Source organism: Conexibacter sp. W3-3-2, assembly GCF_009707605.1.
GTDB lineage: Bacteria > Actinomycetota > Thermoleophilia > Solirubrobacterales > Solirubrobacteraceae > Paraconexibacter > Paraconexibacter algicola.
On sequence record NZ_WLYW01000001.1, the window covers coordinates 793,577 to 810,902 of the forward strand.

17 protein-coding genes are annotated in these 17,326 nt (G+C 73.2%); 5 read left to right on the top strand and 12 right to left on the bottom strand.

Annotation, left to right across the window (positions count from 1 at the left end; translation table 11 throughout):
* Positions 1 to 13: 13 nt before the first annotated feature.
* Positions 14 to 310 (bottom strand): 50S ribosomal protein L28, encoded by a 297-nt coding sequence (gene rpmB / locus GKE82_RS31205; RefSeq protein ID WP_375336986.1) that lies wholly within the window; start codon positions 308 to 310, stop codon positions 14 to 16.
* Between rpmB and GKE82_RS04020 the strand changes: the two genes are divergently transcribed.
* Complete coding sequence (locus GKE82_RS04020; RefSeq protein WP_154732396.1) at positions 254 to 1,903, top strand: serine/threonine-protein kinase; 1,650 nt, start codon at positions 254 to 256, stop codon at positions 1,901 to 1,903. The genes rpmB and GKE82_RS04020 overlap by 57 nt on opposite strands.
* Before the next feature lie 33 nt (positions 1,904 to 1,936).
* Here the strand turns inward: GKE82_RS04020 and GKE82_RS04025 are convergent, their stop codons facing one another.
* From GKE82_RS04025 to GKE82_RS04055, 7 genes are all read right to left on the bottom strand, one after another.
* Positions 1,937 to 2,269, bottom strand: a complete 333-nt coding sequence (locus GKE82_RS04025; protein ID WP_107570467.1) for a hypothetical protein — start codon at positions 2,267 to 2,269, stop codon at positions 1,937 to 1,939.
* A gap of 49 nt (positions 2,270 to 2,318) precedes the next feature.
* A complete protein-coding gene (gene ribH / locus GKE82_RS04030) occupies positions 2,319 to 2,744 on the bottom strand; it encodes a 6,7-dimethyl-8-ribityllumazine synthase (protein WP_230316085.1) in 426 nt (141 codons plus the stop codon).
* Positions 2,744 to 4,039 (bottom strand): bifunctional 3,4-dihydroxy-2-butanone-4-phosphate synthase/GTP cyclohydrolase II, encoded by a 1,296-nt coding sequence (locus tag GKE82_RS04035; RefSeq protein WP_107570468.1) that lies wholly within the window; start codon positions 4,037 to 4,039, stop codon positions 2,744 to 2,746. Before GKE82_RS04035 ends, ribH begins: the two co-directional genes overlap by 1 nt.
* On the bottom strand, positions 4,036 to 4,620 hold the full coding sequence (locus GKE82_RS04040) for a riboflavin synthase (protein ID WP_107570469.1): 585 nt from the start codon (positions 4,618 to 4,620) through the stop codon (positions 4,036 to 4,038). Before GKE82_RS04040 ends, GKE82_RS04035 begins: the two co-directional genes overlap by 4 nt.
* Before the next feature lie 5 nt (positions 4,621 to 4,625).
* On the bottom strand, positions 4,626 to 5,744 hold the full coding sequence (ribD, locus tag GKE82_RS04045) for a bifunctional diaminohydroxyphosphoribosylaminopyrimidine deaminase/5-amino-6-(5-phosphoribosylamino)uracil reductase RibD (protein ID WP_154732397.1): 1,119 nt from the start codon (positions 5,742 to 5,744) through the stop codon (positions 4,626 to 4,628).
* Between the two features lie 73 nt (positions 5,745 to 5,817).
* Entirely contained in the window at positions 5,818 to 7,680 is a 1,863-nt protein-coding gene (locus GKE82_RS04050) for a glycosyltransferase family 39 protein (RefSeq protein WP_154732398.1), read from the bottom strand.
* A complete protein-coding gene (locus GKE82_RS04055; protein ID WP_107570472.1) occupies positions 7,667 to 9,193 on the bottom strand; it encodes a hypothetical protein in 1,527 nt (508 codons plus the stop codon). Before GKE82_RS04055 ends, GKE82_RS04050 begins: the two co-directional genes overlap by 14 nt.
* Positions 9,194 to 9,362: 169 nt before the next feature.
* Between GKE82_RS04055 and GKE82_RS04060 the strand changes: the two genes are divergently transcribed.
* From GKE82_RS04060 to GKE82_RS04070, 3 genes are read left to right on the top strand one after another with little or no spacing between them, the layout of a single operon-like run.
* Positions 9,363 to 10,415 (top strand): glycosyltransferase family 2 protein, encoded by a 1,053-nt coding sequence (locus GKE82_RS04060; protein WP_107570473.1) that lies wholly within the window; start codon positions 9,363 to 9,365, stop codon positions 10,413 to 10,415.
* A complete protein-coding gene (locus GKE82_RS04065; protein WP_107570474.1) occupies positions 10,412 to 11,044 on the top strand; it encodes a bifunctional 2-polyprenyl-6-hydroxyphenol methylase/3-demethylubiquinol 3-O-methyltransferase UbiG in 633 nt (210 codons plus the stop codon). Before GKE82_RS04060 ends, GKE82_RS04065 begins: the two co-directional genes overlap by 4 nt.
* 5 nt (positions 11,045 to 11,049) lie before the next feature.
* Positions 11,050 to 12,357 (top strand): lipopolysaccharide biosynthesis protein, encoded by a 1,308-nt coding sequence (locus tag GKE82_RS04070; RefSeq protein ID WP_154732399.1) that lies wholly within the window; start codon positions 11,050 to 11,052, stop codon positions 12,355 to 12,357.
* A 5-nt stretch (positions 12,358 to 12,362) separates the two neighbouring features.
* Here GKE82_RS04070 and GKE82_RS04075 read toward each other — a convergent pair whose 3' ends face one another.
* Together GKE82_RS04075 and GKE82_RS04080 are read right to left on the bottom strand one after the other, a co-directional pair.
* Positions 12,363 to 14,900, bottom strand: a complete 2,538-nt coding sequence (locus tag GKE82_RS04075; protein WP_154732400.1) for an ABC transporter permease — start codon at positions 14,898 to 14,900, stop codon at positions 12,363 to 12,365.
* 9 nt (positions 14,901 to 14,909) lie between these two features.
* A complete protein-coding gene (locus GKE82_RS04080; protein WP_154732401.1) occupies positions 14,910 to 15,650 on the bottom strand; it encodes an ABC transporter ATP-binding protein in 741 nt (246 codons plus the stop codon).
* 85 nt (positions 15,651 to 15,735) lie between these two features.
* Between GKE82_RS04080 and GKE82_RS04085 the strand changes: the two genes are divergently transcribed.
* Positions 15,736 to 16,401 (top strand): MBL fold metallo-hydrolase, encoded by a 666-nt coding sequence (locus GKE82_RS04085; RefSeq protein WP_107570478.1) that lies wholly within the window; start codon positions 15,736 to 15,738, stop codon positions 16,399 to 16,401.
* A gap of 25 nt (positions 16,402 to 16,426) precedes the next feature.
* On the opposite strand, the gene rpe is transcribed toward GKE82_RS04085, so the two are convergent.
* Together rpe and GKE82_RS04095 are read right to left on the bottom strand one after the other, a co-directional pair.
* Positions 16,427 to 17,086: a ribulose-phosphate 3-epimerase gene (rpe, locus tag GKE82_RS04090; RefSeq protein ID WP_107570479.1), complete on the bottom strand. Its 660-nt coding sequence runs from the start codon at positions 17,084 to 17,086 to the stop codon at positions 16,427 to 16,429.
* 13 nt (positions 17,087 to 17,099) lie between these two features.
* A complete protein-coding gene (locus GKE82_RS04095) occupies positions 17,100 to 17,324 on the bottom strand; it encodes a zinc-ribbon domain-containing protein (RefSeq protein WP_107570480.1) in 225 nt (74 codons plus the stop codon).
* Between the last annotated feature and the right edge of the window lie 2 nt (positions 17,325 to 17,326).

A 17,326-nucleotide genomic window follows, 5' to 3' on the forward strand; every position in this document is an offset into this window, starting at 1 on the left:
AAGGGCGGTCGGGTCAGGCGGCCTTGGTGACCTTGCCGGCCTTCAGACAGCGCGTGCAGACGTACACGCGGCGCGGCGCGGAGCCCACGAGGACCCGGACCTTCTGGAGGTTCGGATCGAACCGGCGCTTCGTCGCGACCATCGAGTGGCTTCGACTCTGGCCGAAGGCGGGACCCTTCCCGCAGCTGTGACAGACCTTTGCCATGAGGCGAAGGAGTGTAGCGAGGACCCGCAGTGGGAAGCTTTGCGGTCGATGGGTTCCGCCGATCTCCCCTTCGAGCTGCCTGCACGCTACCGCCCGCTGCGCCATCTGGCCAACGGCGGGATGGCCGCGGTGTGGGTCGTCCGCGACACCCTCCTGGACCGTGACGTCGCGGTCAAGGTGCTCTCGCCGGCGCTGGCCGCCGACGACGACGCCCGCACCCGCTTCACGCGGGAGGCGCGCGCCGCCGCGCGGCTGAGCGGCCACCCGCACGTGGTGACCGTCTACGACGCGGGCGAGCACGACGGGCAGGCCTACCTCGTGATGGCCCTGTACTCGGGGGGCACGGTCGCCGACCGCCTGCGCGACGACGGGCTGCCCCCGACCGCGACGGCGCTGCGCTGGCTGCGCGAGGCCGCCGACGGCCTCGACGCGGCGCACGCGGCCGACGTGGTGCACCGGGACGTCAAGCCCGCCAACCTGCTGCTGGACGAGCGCGACCGCGTCGCGGTCGGCGACTTCGGCATCGCCAAGGCCGCCTGGAACGCGTCGGTGACGCAGACCGGGTTGGTCGTCGGGACCGCCGCCTACCTGGCTCCCGAGCAGCGCACCGGGGGCACCGCCACCGCGGCGACGGACCGCTACGCCCTCGGGGTCGTCGCGCACCAGCTGCTGACCGGCACGCGCCCGCCCGACGGGCAGCTCGACCCGTCGCTGCCCGGACCGGTGAAGGCCGCGCTGGCGCAGGCGCTCGCCCCCGTTCCGGAGGACCGGCCGCCGTCCGCCCGCGCGCTGGTCGCCGACCTCGAGCGGGCCCTCGACGCCGACGACGGGGACGAGGCGACGACCGTGATGGCCGCCCGCGGCCGTCCGCGCCCGCGAGCCCCGCTGCCCGTGCCGGTCCCGGCGCCCGACCTCGACCCGGACACCGACGACGGGGCCACCGCCGCGTGGGACGTCGAGCCGACCGCACCGCGGGTCGTCGCCGCCCGCGAGCCGCGACCGCCGCGCCGCGGCGCCGGCACTCCCGCGGCACCGCCGCCCGACCAGCCCGCGCGCGCGGGCGGCGGGTCGCGCGCCCGGACGCTCGTGCCGGTCGCGGCCGTCCTGCTGGCGCTCGGCACCGGTGCGGCCGTGCTCGCCTCCGGTGGCGAGGAGGCGGACGGCGGCTCGGGCGCGACCACCGCGCAGCGGGCCGACACGACGGCCGAGCCGACCCCGACGCCCGAGCCGACCGCGACGCCGACCCCGGAGCCGACGGCGACCGCCACGCCGCAGCCGACCCCGACCGCCGAGGCCCCGGCCCCGGACGAGGACCCGAAGGCCCTCAACGACGCGGGGTTCGCGCTGTTCAACCAGGGACGCTACGCGGAGGCGCTGCCCCTGCTGGAGCGGGCGCTCGCCGGCCTGCAGAGCACGCCGCAGGACCAGTACTACGCGTTCGCGCTCTACAACCTCGGTGCGACACTCCGCCGGCTCGGCCGCCCGGCGGAGGCGATCCCGTACCTCGAGCGCCGCCTGCAGGTCAGCGACTTCAAGCGCGGCGTCGTCGAGCAGGAGCTCGCGGCGGCGCGCAGCGAGGCGGGCGGCGGACCGGGGGCCTCGGGACAGCCGCAGCAGGGGCCGAAGGGTCGCGGACGCGGTCGCGGGCCGCGCGACGCGGGCGACGTGCTCGACTTCTTCCTCGACGGCGACGACTGAGCTCGAGGACCGGCCCTGGGCCGGTCCCGCGAGCTACTCGGCGCCGGTGCGCTCCGGCACGCGGGCCGGCTGCGGGGCGTGGTCGGGGCGGCGCGCGGGACGCGGGTGCGCGTCGGCCAGGCGGCCGGGCTCGCGCAGACGGATGCGCGCGGGCGCCGACTCGGGAAGCAGGTCGGGACCACCCGGGAGCATCGGCTCGGGCTCGATCGGGTCAGGCCCGCCGCCACCGTCCTCGTCGTCCGGCCAGAGGCTGCGCCAGTCCGGCCGGTTGTCGCCGTCGAACATCGCCCAGACGAGGACGACCGCGCCGATGACGTGCACGACGAGCGTCAGGATGATGGCGGCGACTTCTGCTTCGAGGGTCACGGTCCGTCAGACCCTAACGCGCCCGATGCCGCGGCGGCGCCGAATTCCCCTACGAGAGCTGCTCGCGCAGTGCCACGAGCGCCAGGACCGCCTCGGCGGCGTGCGCGCCCTGGTCGCGCTTGCCGCCGCCCGAGCGCGCGAGCGCCTGGTCGAGGTTCTCGACCGTCAGGACCCCGAACGCGCACGGCACGCCGGTCGCGAGCTGGACGTCCATGATCCCGCGGGCCGACTCGCCGCAGACGTAGTCGTAGTGGGTGGTCTCGCCGCGGATGACCGCGCCGAGGCAGGCGACGCCCGCGTAGCGCCCCGACTCGGCCGCGTACTTCGCGACCATCGGGAGCTCGTAGGCGCCCGGCACCTCGAAGACGTCGACGCCCTCCGCCCCCGCCTCCTCGAACGCGCCGCGCGCGGAGTCGATCAGCCGGTCGGCGAGGTCGCGGTAGAACGTCCCGACCGCGATCGCGTAGCGCGCCATCAGGCCTGGTCCCCGGTCTCGCGCTTGGCCCGGTCGGCCTCGCGCTCGGTGTGCAGCAGCTCCTCGTCGAGGTTCAGGCCCTGGTGGTGCAGCATGTGCTCCATCCGCTCCTTCTTCGTGCGCAGGTACGCGGCGTTGTGCGGGTTCGGGGCGTGCTCGATCGGCACCTGGGCCGCGACCGACAGCCCGTAGCCCTCGAGGCCGCGGATCTTCTTCGGGTTGTTCGTGAGGATGCGGATCGACGACAGGCCGAGGTCGACGAGGATCTGCGCGCCGATGCCGTAGTCGCGCAGGTCGGCGGGCAGGCCGAGCTTGAGGTTGGCCTCGACCGTGTCGTAGCCCTCCTCCTGCAGCTTGTAGGCCTTCAGCTTGTTCAGCAGGCCGATCCCGCGGCCCTCCTGGGAGAGGTACAGCAGCACGCCGCGCCCCTCCTGCTCGATCATCGAGAGCGCCGACTCGAGCTGCTCGCCGCAGTCGCAGCGCAGGGAGTGGAAGACGTCCCCGGTGAGGCACTCGGAGTGCACGCGCACGAGGACCTCGTCCTGGCCGTCGACGTCGCCCTTGACCATCGCGACGTGGTGCTTGTCGTCGACGAGGCTGCGGTAGCCGATCACGGTGAACTCGCCGAACGCGGTCGGCATGCCGGTCGCGACGACGCGCTCGACGAGCTTGTCGTGGCGGCGCCGGTACGCGATGAGGTCGGCGATGGTGATGAGCTTGAGCCCGTGCTTGGCGCAGTACGGCACGAGGTCGGGCAGGCGCGCCATCGTCCCGTCCTCGTTCTGGATCTCGCAGATCAGGCCGGCGGGCTGGCAGCCCGCGAGGCGGGCGAGGTCCACGGACGCCTCGGTGTGCCCGGTGCGCTCGAGCACGCCGCCGTCACGGGCCTTGAGCGGGTGCACGTGCCCGGGGACGACGATGTCGGCCTTGCCCTTGGCGGGGTCGACGGCGGTGCGGATCGTCGTGGCCTGGTCGGCGGCCGAGATGCCCGTGGTGACGCCCTCGCGCGCCTCGATCGTGACCGTGAACGGCGTCTCGTAGGCGGACTCGTTCTTCAGCGACATGAGCTCGAGGCCGAGCTCGTCGCAGCGGTCGGGCGTGAGCGCGACGCAGATCCAGCCGCCCGCCTGGCGGGTCATGAAGTTGATCGCCTCGGGCGTGACGAACTCGGCCGCCATGACGAGGTCGCCCTCGTTCTCGCGGTCCTCGTCGTCGACGACGACGATCATCTTGCCGGCGGCGATGTCCTCCAGGGCCTCCTCGACCGTGGAGAACGCGATCTCCTGCGTGCTCATCGTCCCACCAGCTTCTCGACGTACTTGGCCACGATGTCCACCTCCAGGTTGACGGGCGCCCCGGGCGCCAGCGTCCCGAGCGTCGTGCGCTCCAGGGTCTCGGGGATCAGGGAGACGGCGAACGAGTCCTCGTCCACCGCCGACACGGTCAGGGAGACGCCGCTGACGGCGATCGATCCCTTCTCGACGACGTACCGCAGCAGCGACGGGTCGGCCGCGAAGGTCAGGACGCGCGAGAAGCCCTCCTCGCGGATGTCCCGCAGGGTCGCGACGCCGTCGACGTGCCCCTGCATGATGTGGCCGCCCAGGCGCGCGTCGGCGCGCAGCGCGAGCTCGAGGTTCACCGGCGAGCCCTGCTCGAGTGCGCCGAGCGCGGTGCGGCGCAGGCTCTCCTGGATCGCGTCGGCGGCGAACGTCTCGGCGGTCGGGTCCAGCGCGGTCAGGCAGCAGCCGTTCACGGCGATCGAGTCGCCCTGCCCCAGCTGCGCCGCCAGGCGCGTGCGCACGACGATCCGTGCGCCGTCGTCGGTCTGGTGCAGCTCCTGCACCGTCCCGAGATCTTCGACCAGTCCCGTGAACATTCGCTTCACCACTCCCGCAGTCGTGCGCTGATGAGGATGTCGTCGGCGATCCGCTCGGTCTCGAGCGTGAGCGCCCGCAGCGCCTCGGAGATCGTCTCGGCGCCCTCGCCCTCGAGCGGGTCGCGGGCGCTGCGGCCGCCGAGCAGCAGCGGCGCGAGGAACAGGCGGACCTCGTCGATCTCGCCCGCGTCCAGGAACGCGCCCGCCAGGCGCGGCCCGCCCTCCAGGAGGATCGAGGCGATCCCGCGGTCCCCGAGGGCGGCGAGCGCGGAGCGCACGCGCGCGGGCTCGTTCTCGCCCGCTGCGACGATCACATCCGCCCCGGCCATCTCGAGCGCGTCGGTGGCGGTGCGCGGTGCGGCGCGCGACACGATCACCGAGAGCGGCAGCTCGGGGGCGGCGGCGATGAGGGCGGAGTCCAGCGGCAGCCGGGCCTCGGAGTCGAACACGACGCGGCGCGGCTGGCGGGTGGCGCGCTCGATGCGCGAGGTGAGCTGCGGGTCGTCGGCGAGCGCGGTGCCGATGCCGACGACGACCGCGTCGACCGTGCTGCGCCACCAGTGCGCGAGCTCGCGGCTCTCCTCGCTGGAGATCCACTTGGAGTCGCCGGTCTTCGTGGCGACCTTGCCGTCGAGCGTCATCGCGCTCTTGAAGAGCACCCAGGGCCGGCCGGTGCGCGCGTGCTTGCGGAAGGCCTGGTTCTGCAGGCGGGCGCGGGCGGCGAGCTCGCCGCCGGCGACGTCCACCTGGATGCCCTCGTCGCGCAGGATCCCCAGGCCGCGCCCGGCGGCCTTCTCGCTCGGGTCGTCGGCCGCGACGACGACGCGGGCGATCCCGGCCTCGACGATCGCCTCGGTGCACGGCGGCGTCTTGCCGGTGTGGCAGCACGGCTCCAGCGACACGTACATCGTCGCCCCGCGCACGTCGGCGTCGCCGCAGGCGGCGAGCGCGGCGCGCTCCGCGTGCGGTCCGCCGAACTCGGCGTGGTGCCCCTCCCCCACGACCGTGCCGTCCTTCACGACGACCGCGCCGACGACCGGGTTGGGGTGCACGCGGCCCACCCCGAGCTCCGCGAGCTCGATGGCGCGGGCCAGGTGGACGTGGTCGGTCTCGGTCCGCTGCATGGGGCCACCTGCAGGATAGGGACCGCGGGCCTCGGGCCAGGGTCCGGGTGGCCCGCCGCGGGCGGGGCCGCGCCTACCGGCCCTTGAAGGCGCAGCGGCCGCCGGTCAGCCGGTACACGCGGATCAGCGGACCGGGCCGGTGGTAGGCCAGCGGGTAGTACTGGAACGACCAGTCGAAGTTGAAGTCGACCGGGTCGGCGCCCTCGCGGTACGGGGAGTCCTCGCGGACGAGGATCGACCGCTTCTCGAGCTCCTTGTAGTACGCGATCGCGCCGGGCACCTGCTCGGGCTCCGCCTCCGCGCGCCCGCGCTGCGTCGAGCCGGACACGACGTAGCAGTACTGGTCCTCCTCGTAGCGGTCGATGAGCTCGGGGGCCAGCGTGCGCTCGTAGTCCTCGATGTTCACGATCCGTCCCGGGTCGGGGATGAACGACCCGTCGTTGGCGATGTTCGAGCGGCTCGTCGGGAACTTGATCCAGCGGTTCCCGTTGCCGGTCGTCTGGCGCATGATCGACTCGGCGTCCTGGGCCCAGGCGTCGGGGACGATCGGCTCGACGACGATCTTCGAGCGCGGCGCGACGTTCTCGACCATCCACGCGCGCGTCAGGTTGCGGGTGTCGTCGCGGCTGAGCACGAGGCCGCTGTGGAGGCTGTAGAGGAGTCCCTGGCCGCACAGCAGCACGACGCCGAGGCTCATCAGGGCGGGCTTCCAGGTCGGGCCGGTGCGGCGGGCGAGGCGGTCGACGGCCCAGATGACGACGAACGCGGCGAGGATGCAGGCGATCGGGAAGATCGGCAGCAGCCAGCGGCCGAAGAACCGCTCCTGGCCGCCCATGAAGTAGAGGAAGATCAGCGGCGCGGGCGCGAGCACGACGGCCATGCGCCGGTCGACCGCCAGCAGCACGCCGATCGCGATCGCCGCGGCGAGGATCGGCACCCAGCCCAGGCCCCAGGTGAAGGCCCAGAGGTAGTACTCGATGCCGTTGTCGTGGGTCAGGCCGAGCTTGCCGAACGAGTCACCGGAGACCGTCGTCTGGTGCTCGAGTCCGTCGCGGAACTCGTCGAAGGCCAGGACGGCGTAGGGGTTCGCGGCGACGAAGCCGATCGTCGCCATCACGCCGGCCAGGAGGACGCGGCGCAGGTGCACGAGCGCCCCCTCGGTCGTGCCGGCCTGGAGCATCTGGAAGACGGTGGCGGCCAGCAGCGGCAGCAGCACGATGCCGCCGGTGTACTTCGTGGCGCAGGCGAGGCCGAGCCCGAGCCCGGCGACCACGTAGTCGCGGGTCCAGCCGCGGTGCAGGATCCCGGCGGTGCCCCACAGCGACAGGCAGATCGGGGCGAGCGTCGGGACGTCGTTGAGCGCCAGGTGGCTGTAGAAGACCGGCAGGAACGCCACGGCCATGAGCCCGGCGGCGAGCAGGCCGACGCGCCGGTCGAAGAACCGCTTGCCGGCCAGGTAGAGCAGCCAGATCCCGAGCGTGCCGAGCGCCGCAGCGGTGACCCGGGCGACGACCCAGACCTCGGTCGGGTCGCTGGCGAACTGGCTGGCGACCGCCTCGCGGCCGCCGAACCAGCCCGCGAAGACGATGTGCAGGACGTACGTGTAGGCGGGCGGGTTGACGAAGTAGTGCGGGTTCCAGCCGTGGCCGAAGAGGCCGATCGCCTTCGGCAGGAAGTGCGCGTTCTCGTCCGCGTTGTACGCGTACGGCATGCCGTGGTCGACGCCCCAGATGCGGACGAGGAACGACCCGAGCAGCAGCGCGACGATCGCCGCCGACCAGCGCGTGGGACGCCAGGCACGGGCCCGGGCGACGGTGTCGCGCAGCTCCGCCCGGGCGCGGTCGCGCGCGCCACGGCGGCGCGGCGGGACGCCCGGCGGCGGCGACGCCGGGGCGCGGTCGCGGTCGCGGTGCGTCAGGTGATCAACAGCGGACATAGGCCCCGTAGGCGTCCGAGGACGCGGCGTAGGTGTAGCCCGGCAGGATCGACGTCTGGGCGGGCGCGTCCATGCCGTCGGTGAGGACCTGCCGGATCAGGACCGAGCGGTTGGCCGCGTAGATCGCGACCCCGCCCTGCTCGGCGCGGCGCAGTCCGTCGCCGCCCTTCCCGGTCTCCTTGTCGGGGACGGTGTCGGTCCGCGCGACGACCTTGTCGGCCGGCAGGTCGAGGATCCAGCGGACGTCGGCGATGAGCTTGTGGTTGGGGACCGACACGACGCCGCACTTCAGGCCCGCCTGGACCGCGGGAGAGCGCAGGACGTCCTCGAGCCCGGTGCGGTACTCGCTGCGGAAGGTCAGCTCGTTGTCGAACACCTTCAGGTTCACGCGCGTCGCCGTGTAGAAGGTGCCGCCGAGGACGACGAGCACGGAGGCGACCGCCCAGGCCGTGCGGGCGCGGCCGGCCTGCAGCAGCGTCCAGCCGCCGAGCGCGACGGCGGCGAACACCATGACCATGAGCGAGGGCACCAGCAGGTAGCGCTGGATCACCGACAGTCCGGCGAGGCCGACGGCCGCGAAGGTGCCCAGGCCCACGAGGAACAGCGCGGTCGGCATCACGACGCGGCGCGGCACGAGGTAGGCGGCCAGCGCGAAGCCGGCGAGGCCCGCGATCGCGACGGGCGCCTTGTCCAGGCGGGTGAGGAACTCGACGGTCGCGGAGGGCACGGCGCCGATCCCGGAGGCGCGGCCCAGCTCCTCCGCCAGGCCGCTGGTGTGCGTCAGCGAGTACATCGGGTCGCCGGTGACGATCAGGTCGGTCAGCGCCCAGATCACGGGGCCGCTCGCGGTCCAGACGGCGTAGCGGACCCGCGTGCCCCAGTCCGCGGGCCAGGCGCACCAGAGGAAGTACAGGCCGATGATCAGCCAGGCCTCGGGGCGCAGCATCGCGGCGAGCGCCAGCAGCGCGAACACCGGGGTGCCGCGGCGCGGGCGCTCCTGCTCCAGGCAGGCGGCCCACACGATCATCGCGAGGAACGGGATGTCGAGGTAGCCGCGGGCCGCGAGGAACGGGAAGTCGAAGCGCGTGCACAGCAGCGCGGCGGTGATCAGCCCGATCGTGGGCGTGAACGCGCGCGCGGCGAGCCGGTACATCCCCATCGTGAGCACGACGAAGCTCAGCCAGGTGAACGCGATCATCACCCGGTCCGCACCCTCGCCCAGCGGCACGAGCGCGGCGCCGAACAGGATCGCCAGCGGGTGCTGGGTCGGCGCGCGGTAGGCCTCGAAGCTCAGGTTCGTGCCGTCGAGCAGCTCGCGACCCCAGACCAGCGAGTAGACCGAGTCGTAGTTCGGGTAGGTCGGGTAGACGAAGAACCCGACCACCACGGCGACCACGAGGCCCGCCAGCCCGAGCGCCGGGACGAGGCGCCGGCCGCGTGCCGGCAGGCGCGCGGCGAGGCCGGACCGCGCCTGCGGTCCGGACCGGGGCCGGGTGAGGGTCGCGGATTCCATGGACGAGCGGAGGACCGGCGCGAGCGCGTGCTGCCGGGCCCTCTGGGATACTGCGCGTCGAGTGTACGGCACATCGCCGACCCTTCCGCCGCCCGCGCCCCGGCGGGCAGGCACGCGCTCCGGCAGTAACTCGGGCGGACGGCGCGGGTAGACCGGGCGGACCTTCTCTATGAAACTCATCATCCAGATTCCCTGCTTCAACGAGGAGGAGCAGCTCCCCGCGACGCTGGCGGACCTCCCCCGTGAGGTGCCCGGCTTCGACGTGGTCGAGTGGCTCATCATCGACGACGGCTCGGTGGACCGGACGATCGCGGTCGCCCGGGCGGGCGGGGTCGACCACATCGTCAAGCTGACGAACAACAAGGGCCTCGCCGCGGGCTTCCAGGCGGGCCTCGACGCGTGCCTGAAGCTCGGCGCCGACGTCATCGTCAACACCGACGCCGACAACCAGTACTCCGCGGCCGACATCCCGCGCCTCGTCGAGCCGATCGTCGCGGGCCGCGCCGACATGGTCGTCGGCGACCGCGAGACCGACAACATCGAGCACTTCTCGCCGCTGAAGAAGCGGCTCCAGAAGGCGGGCTCGTGGGTCGTGCGCCAGGCGTCGGAGACGACGGTCCCCGACACGACCTCGGGCTTCCGCGCCTACAACCGCGAGGCGGCGATCCAGATGGCGGTCGTCTCGAAGTACACGTACACGCTCGAGACGATCATCCAGGCGGGCAAGCTGCTCGTCGCCACCGACCACGTCGCGATCGGGACGAACCCGAAGACGCGCGAGTCGCGGCTGTTCCCGTCGATGGGCTCCTACGTGCGGCGCAACGCCGTGGCCATCAGCCGCATCTACACGCAGTACGAGCCGCTGAAGGTGTTCCTGCGGATCGCCCTCGTCCTGGCGCTGCTGGCGATGATCCCCTGGATCCGGTTCTTCGTCGCGTACGTGCAGGACGACGGCGCCGGGCACGTGCAGTCCCTGATCTTCGGCGCCGTCCTGTTCAACGCCGCGGTCGTCGTCGCCGTCCTCGGCGTCATCGGCGACCTCCTCTACGCCCAGCGGATCATGTCCCAGCGGATCTTCGAGCGCGTGCGCCGGATCGAGCTGCAGCTGGGCGTCCCCCCGTCCCACTACGAGCCCGGCGCCAAGCCGACCGGCCAGCCGCCCACCACGGGCGCCGGGGCCGGCGCGCAGCGCACCGGGGAGCACGAGGCCCTCAAGGTATGACCCCCTCCACGACCACCGACGCCGAGGGCGTCGTCACCGGCAACACGTACGACAAGTACGGCTCGACCAACCCGGTCGTCAAGCGGCTGATGGCGAACTTCGAGTCGACCCTCGACGAGCTGTTCGAGGCCGCCGATCCGCAGTCGCTGCTGGACGTCGGCTGCGGCGAGGGCGTGCTCATCCACGAGTGGGCGCAGAAGCTCGGGGACAAGCGCGTCGTCGGCATCGACCTCGAGGAGGAGTCGATCCAGGCCGGCTGGGCCCAGCGCCAGGCGCCGAACCTCGAGTACAGGATCATGAAGGCGGAGGACCTCCCGTTCGCCGACGGCGAGTTCGACGTCGCGACCGCGATCGAGGTGCTCGAGCACGTGCCGGACCCGGCGCACACCGTCGCGGAGATGGCGCGCGTCGCCAGCCGCTGGCTGCTGGTCAGCGTCCCGCGCGAGCCGCTGTGGCGCGGCCTGAACATGGCCCGTGGCGCGTACCTCAAGGACCTCGGCAATACCCCGGGGCACATCAACCACTGGTCCAAGCGCTCGTTCGTGCAGCTGCTCTCGCAGCACGGCGAGGTCGTGCAGGCCCGCTCGCCGTTCCCGTGGACGATGCTGCTCGTCCGCCTCGCGAAGTAGGGCGCGTGGCGGCCGCGCCGGCCGCGCCGTCCGACGACGGCGCCTACGCCCGCGGTGCGCGGATCCTCTCGCTGGGGATCGCGTCCACGGGCGTCTTCACGTTCGCGTACTTCGCGGTCGCGTCGCACACCCTGAGCCCGTCCGAGTACGGGGCCGTCGCGTTCCTCTGGAGCGTGCTGTTCGTCGTGATGTCGGTGATCTACCGACCGGTCGAGCAGCTGCTGTCCCGCACGCTCGCGACGTCCCGGGCGCTGGGGGGCGAGGCCGCCTCGCTGCGGACCCCGCTGATCATCCAGGGCTCGTTCGCGCTGCTGTTCCTCGTCGTCGCGCTCGCGTTCAAGGGCACGCTGGAGGACCGGCTGGAGTCCGAGACGCTGTTCTGGATCTTCGTCGGGGCGGCGCTGGCGTACGCGGCCTCGTACTTCGCCCGGGGCTACTTCGCCGGGCACCAGTGGTTCGCGCTCTACGGCGGCCTGGTCCTGTTCGAGTCGATCGCCCGGATCCTCTTCCCGGTGGCCGTCGCGGTCGGGATCGCGTCCGGCCAGACGGCCGTCGCGCTGGGGATCCTCGCCGCGCCGTTCGCGTCGCTGCTGGTCGTGCCCGCCGCCCTCGTGCGGTACCGCCGCCGGGAGGCCGCCGGCGAGCTGCCCACGGCCCCGGCCGCCGCGCCTGCGGGTCGGGGCGAGCTGCGGGAGGGCGCGGACTTCGCGCTGTCGGTCGCGATGGTCCAGCTCGCCGAGCAGACGCTGCTGAACGTCGCGGTGCTGACCGTCGCCGCGTCGGCGGGCAACGCGCTGGCGGGCGTGGTCTTCAACGCCTTCATGATCGCCCGCGCACCGCTGCAGCTGTTCCAGTCGATCCAGACCTCGCTGCTGCCCCATCTCGCCGGGCTCGAGGCCACCGAGGGCCGCGAGGCGTTCGCCCGCGCGATCCGGGTGACCGTGCTGGCGATCACCGGGTTCGCGGCCGCGATCACGCTCGGGCTGCTCGTCCTCGGCCCGTTCGCGATGGACCTGCTGTTCGACGAGGCCTACGACTACGGGCGGCTCGGTCTCGCCGCCGTCGGGGTCGGGATGGGCTTCCACCTCGTCGCCGGGACGCTGAACCAGGCCGCCCTGGCGCGCGGCCGCGCCCGCCTGGCCGCGGGCGCCTGGCTGCTCGGTGCCGCCGTGTTCGTCGTCTGGATGGTCGTGCCGGTGATCGACGACCAGCTCGTGCGCGCGGAGACCGGGTACCTGGCCGCCGCCGCGCTGCTGTGCGCGCTGCTGACCGCGGTGTACCGCGGCGGGACGCCCGCGCGCCCCGCCGCCTGACCGGCCTACTCGTGGGCGAGCGCCTCGAGCACGTTCAGCCGCGCCGCGCGACGGGCGGGCAGGGCCGCGGCGAGCACCCCGGCGAGCGCGGACAGCGCCAGCAGCAGCACGAGCGAGATCCCCGGGACGTGCAGGACGATCTCGTCGATCGCCTGGGTGAAGACGATCGACAGCACGACCCCGACCGCGAGGCCCAGGACGCCGCCGATGACCGCGATGATCACCGACTCCTTGCGGATCATCGCCTTGACCTGCCGGCGTGAGGTGCCGATCGCGCGCAGCATGCCGAGCTCGCGCGTGCGCTCGGTGATCGACAGCGCGAGCGTGTTGACGATGCCGAACAGCGACACGATGATCGCGAGCGCCAGCAGCGCGTAGATCATGCCGAGCAGCTGGTCGATCTGGCCGGCCTGCTCGTCCTTGAACTCGCTCGCGGTCAGCACCTCGGTCTGCGGGAACGCCCGGTCCAGGACGCGCGCGACGGCTCGCTTGGTGGCGGCGGTGTCCGTCCCCGGCGCGTAGCGCAGGAAGACGTAGGAGTCGTTGGCCACGCCGACGTCGCGGGCGACGGTGGCGTCGGGCAGGACGAGGTCGCCGAGCAGGTCGGCCTTGTCCTCGAACGTCCCGGCGACGCGCAGCCGCAGCTGCGACCGCCGCGGGGTGCGCACGGTGAGCGTGTCGCCCGCCTGCAGGCCGCGGTCCTTCGCGAAGTCGCGGGACACCGCGACCTCCGAGTCCCCGAGCCCGGAGATCACGTCGCCGCCGCTCGTGACGTTGTAGACGCGGGTGACCGTGCGCGGGTCGACGCCGGTGACGTCCTCGTCCTCGCCGTCCAGGCGCACCTGAGCGAAGCGGAAGCCCGACAGCGTCTCGACGCCACGGACGCGCGCGACCCGGTCGGCGACCGCGCCGGAGAAGGGGTCGAAGCCGTTCTGGTGCTGGATGACCGCGTCGCCCGCGAGGCCCCGGTCGATGAAGCCCGACACGGTCTCCTTCGCGCTCGCGGCGAAGATCGACGCGAAGCTCACCAGCGCCACGCCGATCATCAGGGCCGCGGCGGTCGCGGCCGTGCGGCCCGGCTGGCGCACCGAGTTCTCGCGGGCCAGCCGCGCGGTGACCCCGCTGCCGAACACGCGGCCGACGACGGCGGCGATCGGGCCGACGAGCTTCGGGCTCATCAGGCCGACGCCGAGGAACGTCGCGGCGGCGCCCGCCCCCGCCAGCGAGAGCCCCGTCGTCGCGTCGTCGACCGCGACGAGCGCGACGACGAGCAGCACGATCCCGATCGAGGTCAGGACGACCGCGGCCGGGAACGCCAGCCGCGACGAGCGGCTCTCCGGCAGCGCGACGCCCTCGCGCAGCGCGGCCACCGGCGGGACGCGCGTGGCGCGCAGCGCCGGCGCGAGGCTCGCCAGCAGCGTCACGAGCACCCCGACGACGAGCGAGACGACGATCGTGCGGGTCTCGAGCACGGTGCCCTGCGACGGGAGGTCGAACCCGACGGCGTAGAACAGGGCCTTCAGCAGCTTCGCGACCCCGATGCCGAGCAGCAGTCCGACCGCGCTGCCGAGCGCGCCGAGCGCCAGCCCCTCGGTCAGCACGCTGCGCAGCACCTGGCCGCGGGACGCGCCGAGCGTGCGCAGCAGCGCGAACTCGCGGGCGCGCTGCGTCACCGTGATCGAGAACGTGTTGAAGATGATGAACGCGCCGACGAACAGCGAGATGCCGGCGAAGGCCAGCAGCGCCGTCGGCAGGAACGACAGGTTGTCCTTGATCGTCTCGGTCTGGTCGCGCGCCTCCTCCTGCCCGGTGCGCACGTCGTAGCGCCGGTCGGGCACCGCGGCGCGCACGGCGTCGCGCAGCGCGGACGGGCTCGTGCCGTCCTTCGCGGCGATCGCGATCTCGTCGAAGCGGCCCGCCTTGCCGGTGATGCGCTGCGCCTCCGGGAGCGTCATCAGCGCGACGGCCGCGCCGCCGTAGGAGTCGACGCCCGCGACGCCGACCAGACCGACCAGTCGGTAGGTCCGCCGCGGCTCCTTGGCGACGATGTCGACGGTGCCGCCGACCTCGAAGCCCTTGCGCTCGGCGGTCGAGCGGTCGAGCGCGACCTCGTCGGCGCGCCGCGGCAGGCGGCCCTCGAGCACGTCGAAGGACTCGAAGCGCCGGTCCTGCTGGATCGACGCGACGAAGTTCGGGGCGCCCGAGGACACCGGGTCGCCCTTGCGGTCGAGGATCGTCGCCTCCTGGTCGAAGACGCTGCCGCCGACCGAGGCGACCTGCGGGAGCGTGCGGATGCGGTCCGCCACGGAGGACGGGATCGACTCCGTCTGCCCGAACTGGGCGGCGGTGACCTCGTCGTCGGGGGTCACGACGGCGTCGGTCTGCGCGTAGGAGGCCGCGAAGATCCGGTCGAACGACGAGTTGATCGTGTCGGTGAAGACGTAGGTCCCGGCGATCAGCGTGACGCCGAGGGCGACGGCCAGCGCGGTCAGCGCGAGCCGGGTCTTGCGGGCGAGCAGCCCGCGGAGGGCGACCTTGCGCATCGTCGGCCCCTACGCGCCGGTCGGCACGCGCGGCGTGACGCGCTCGTCGGAGACGACGAGGCCGTCCTGGAGCGTGACGAGCCGGTCGGCGATCGCCGCGGCGTCGGGGTCGTGGGTGACCATGACGATCGTCTGACCGAACTCGTCGACGCTGCGGCGCAGCAGCGCCAGCACCTCCGCGGAGGTCTTGGAGTCGAGGTTGCCGGTCGGCTCGTCGGCGAACACGATCGCCGGCCGGGAGGCGAGCGCGCGGGCGACCGCGACGCGCTGCTGCTGACCGCCCGACAGCTCCGCGGGACGGTGGGTGAGCCGGTTCTGCAGCCCGACGATGCCGACGAGCTGGTCGATCCACTCGCGGTCGGGCCGGCGTCCGGCGATCGAGAGCGGCAGCAGGATGTTCTCCTCGGCGCTGAGGACCGGGACGAGGTTGAACGACTGGAAGATGAACCCGATGCGGTCGCGGCGCAGCTCGGTGAGCTTCGCGTCGTCCAGGGCGGTGATCTCCACGCCGTCCAGGCGCACGGTGCCGCCGGTGGGCCGGTCGAGCCCGGCGAGGCAGTGCATGAGCGTCGACTTGCCCGAGCCGGAGGCGCCCATGATCGCCGTGAACTCCCCGGCGGGGAACGTGGCGGAGACGCCCGCGAGGGCGTGCACGGCCGCCTCGCCCTCCCCGTAGCGGCGGGTCAGCTCGTGGGCGACGACGAGGTCGGCGGCCGTGGGCGCCGCAAGACCGGAAGGGTGGGTGGACATGACCGTCAGCGTCGCAGACGCGCGGGTCGTCGCCCATCGGGAACCTCCCCTACGGCACCCCGGGGAGCCGGGGTAGGGTCCGCGGATGCGCGAGATCGCCCCGGACGTCCACCTGATCACCGGCTTCCCGCCGCTGGCCGTCAACTGCTTCCTCATCGGGGACGTGCTCGTCGACGCGATGGGCCGGGGCGACGCCAAGCGGATCCTCAAGGCGCTGCAGGGGCGCACCGTCGCCGCGCACGCGCTGACGCACGCGCACCCGGACCACCAGGGCTCCTCGCACGCGGTCTGCGAGGCCCTCGGGATCCCCCTGTGGGTGCACGAGCTCGACGCCCCCGCGGTCGAGGACCCGTCGCTCATCCGGCAGCGTCAGCGGTCCCACCCGATCAACACGCTGATGGACCGGCTCTTCACCGGACCCGCGCACCCGGTGGCGCGCACGCTCGCCGAAGGCGACGTGGTCGGCGGCTTCACGGTGCTGGAGACCCCGGGGCACTCGCTCGGCCACGTCTGCTTCTGGCGCGAGTCCGACCGCGTCCTGATCGCCGGGGACGTCCTCAACACGCAGCACTCGCTGCTGCTGTTCCCGCGCGGCCCGCGCGAGCCGGTCGGCTGGTTCACCCCCGACCCGGAGACCAACCGCGCGTCGCTGCGGCGTCTTGGGGAGCTCGAGCCGGCGGTCGTGTGCGTCGGCCACGGGCCGGTGTGGACCGACACCGCCCGGTTCGTCGCGTTCTGCCGGTCGGTCTGAGCGGTCCGCGGCGCCGCCGCGCGCGTCAGGCCGCGCCGCGCGCGGCCGCCTCGATCTCGCGGAAGGCGGCGGCCGGGTCGGGCTTGGAGAAGACGGCGGAGCCGGCGACGAGCTTGTCCGCCCCCGCCTGCACGACGACCGGCGCGGTGCGGGCGTCCACGCCGCCGTCGACCTCGAGCGCGACGTCGGGACCGACGAGCGCGCGCATCCGCTCGATCTTCGCCGGGGACGTCGGGATGAACGGCTGACCGCCCCAGCCGGGGTTCACGGTCATGCAGAGCGCGAGGTCGACCTCGACCTCCTCGAAGACCCCGAGCGGCGTGCCGGGACAGACGGCGATCCCGGCCTTGACGCCGTGCTCGCGGATCGCCTGCACGACGCGGTGGCTGTGCGCGGTCGCCTCGGCGTGGAAGGTGATGACGTCGGCGCCCGCCTGCGCGAACGCGTCGACCTGCCGCTCGGGCCGGTCGATCATCAGGTGGCAGTCCAGGACCACGCGGTCGCCGAACGCCTCCCGCAGCGCGCTGACGACGATCGGGCCCATCGTGATCGGTGGCACGAAGACCCCGTCCATGACGTCGATGTGCACCCACGTCGCGCCGGCCTCGACGACCGTGGCGACCTGGTCGTGCAGGCGCGCGAAGTCGGCGGAGAGGATGGACGGGGCGATCTCGATGGAGCTCATGCCACCGGGGGTTCTACACCTCGGCGAGCATCGATGCCCCGCAGTGGTTGCAGAGCGTCATCGCCGTGGTGCTCATCCGCACGATCGTGCCGTGCTCGCCGCAGTCGGCGCACACCGACAGCAGCTCGAAGCGGTGCAGGCACGAGACGCAGCGGTAGCGGCCCGGCAGCGACGTGGGGCGCAGCCAGGGCTCCTTGCAGCTCGGGCACGCCGGCCCGATCTCCCACTCGGCGGACATCG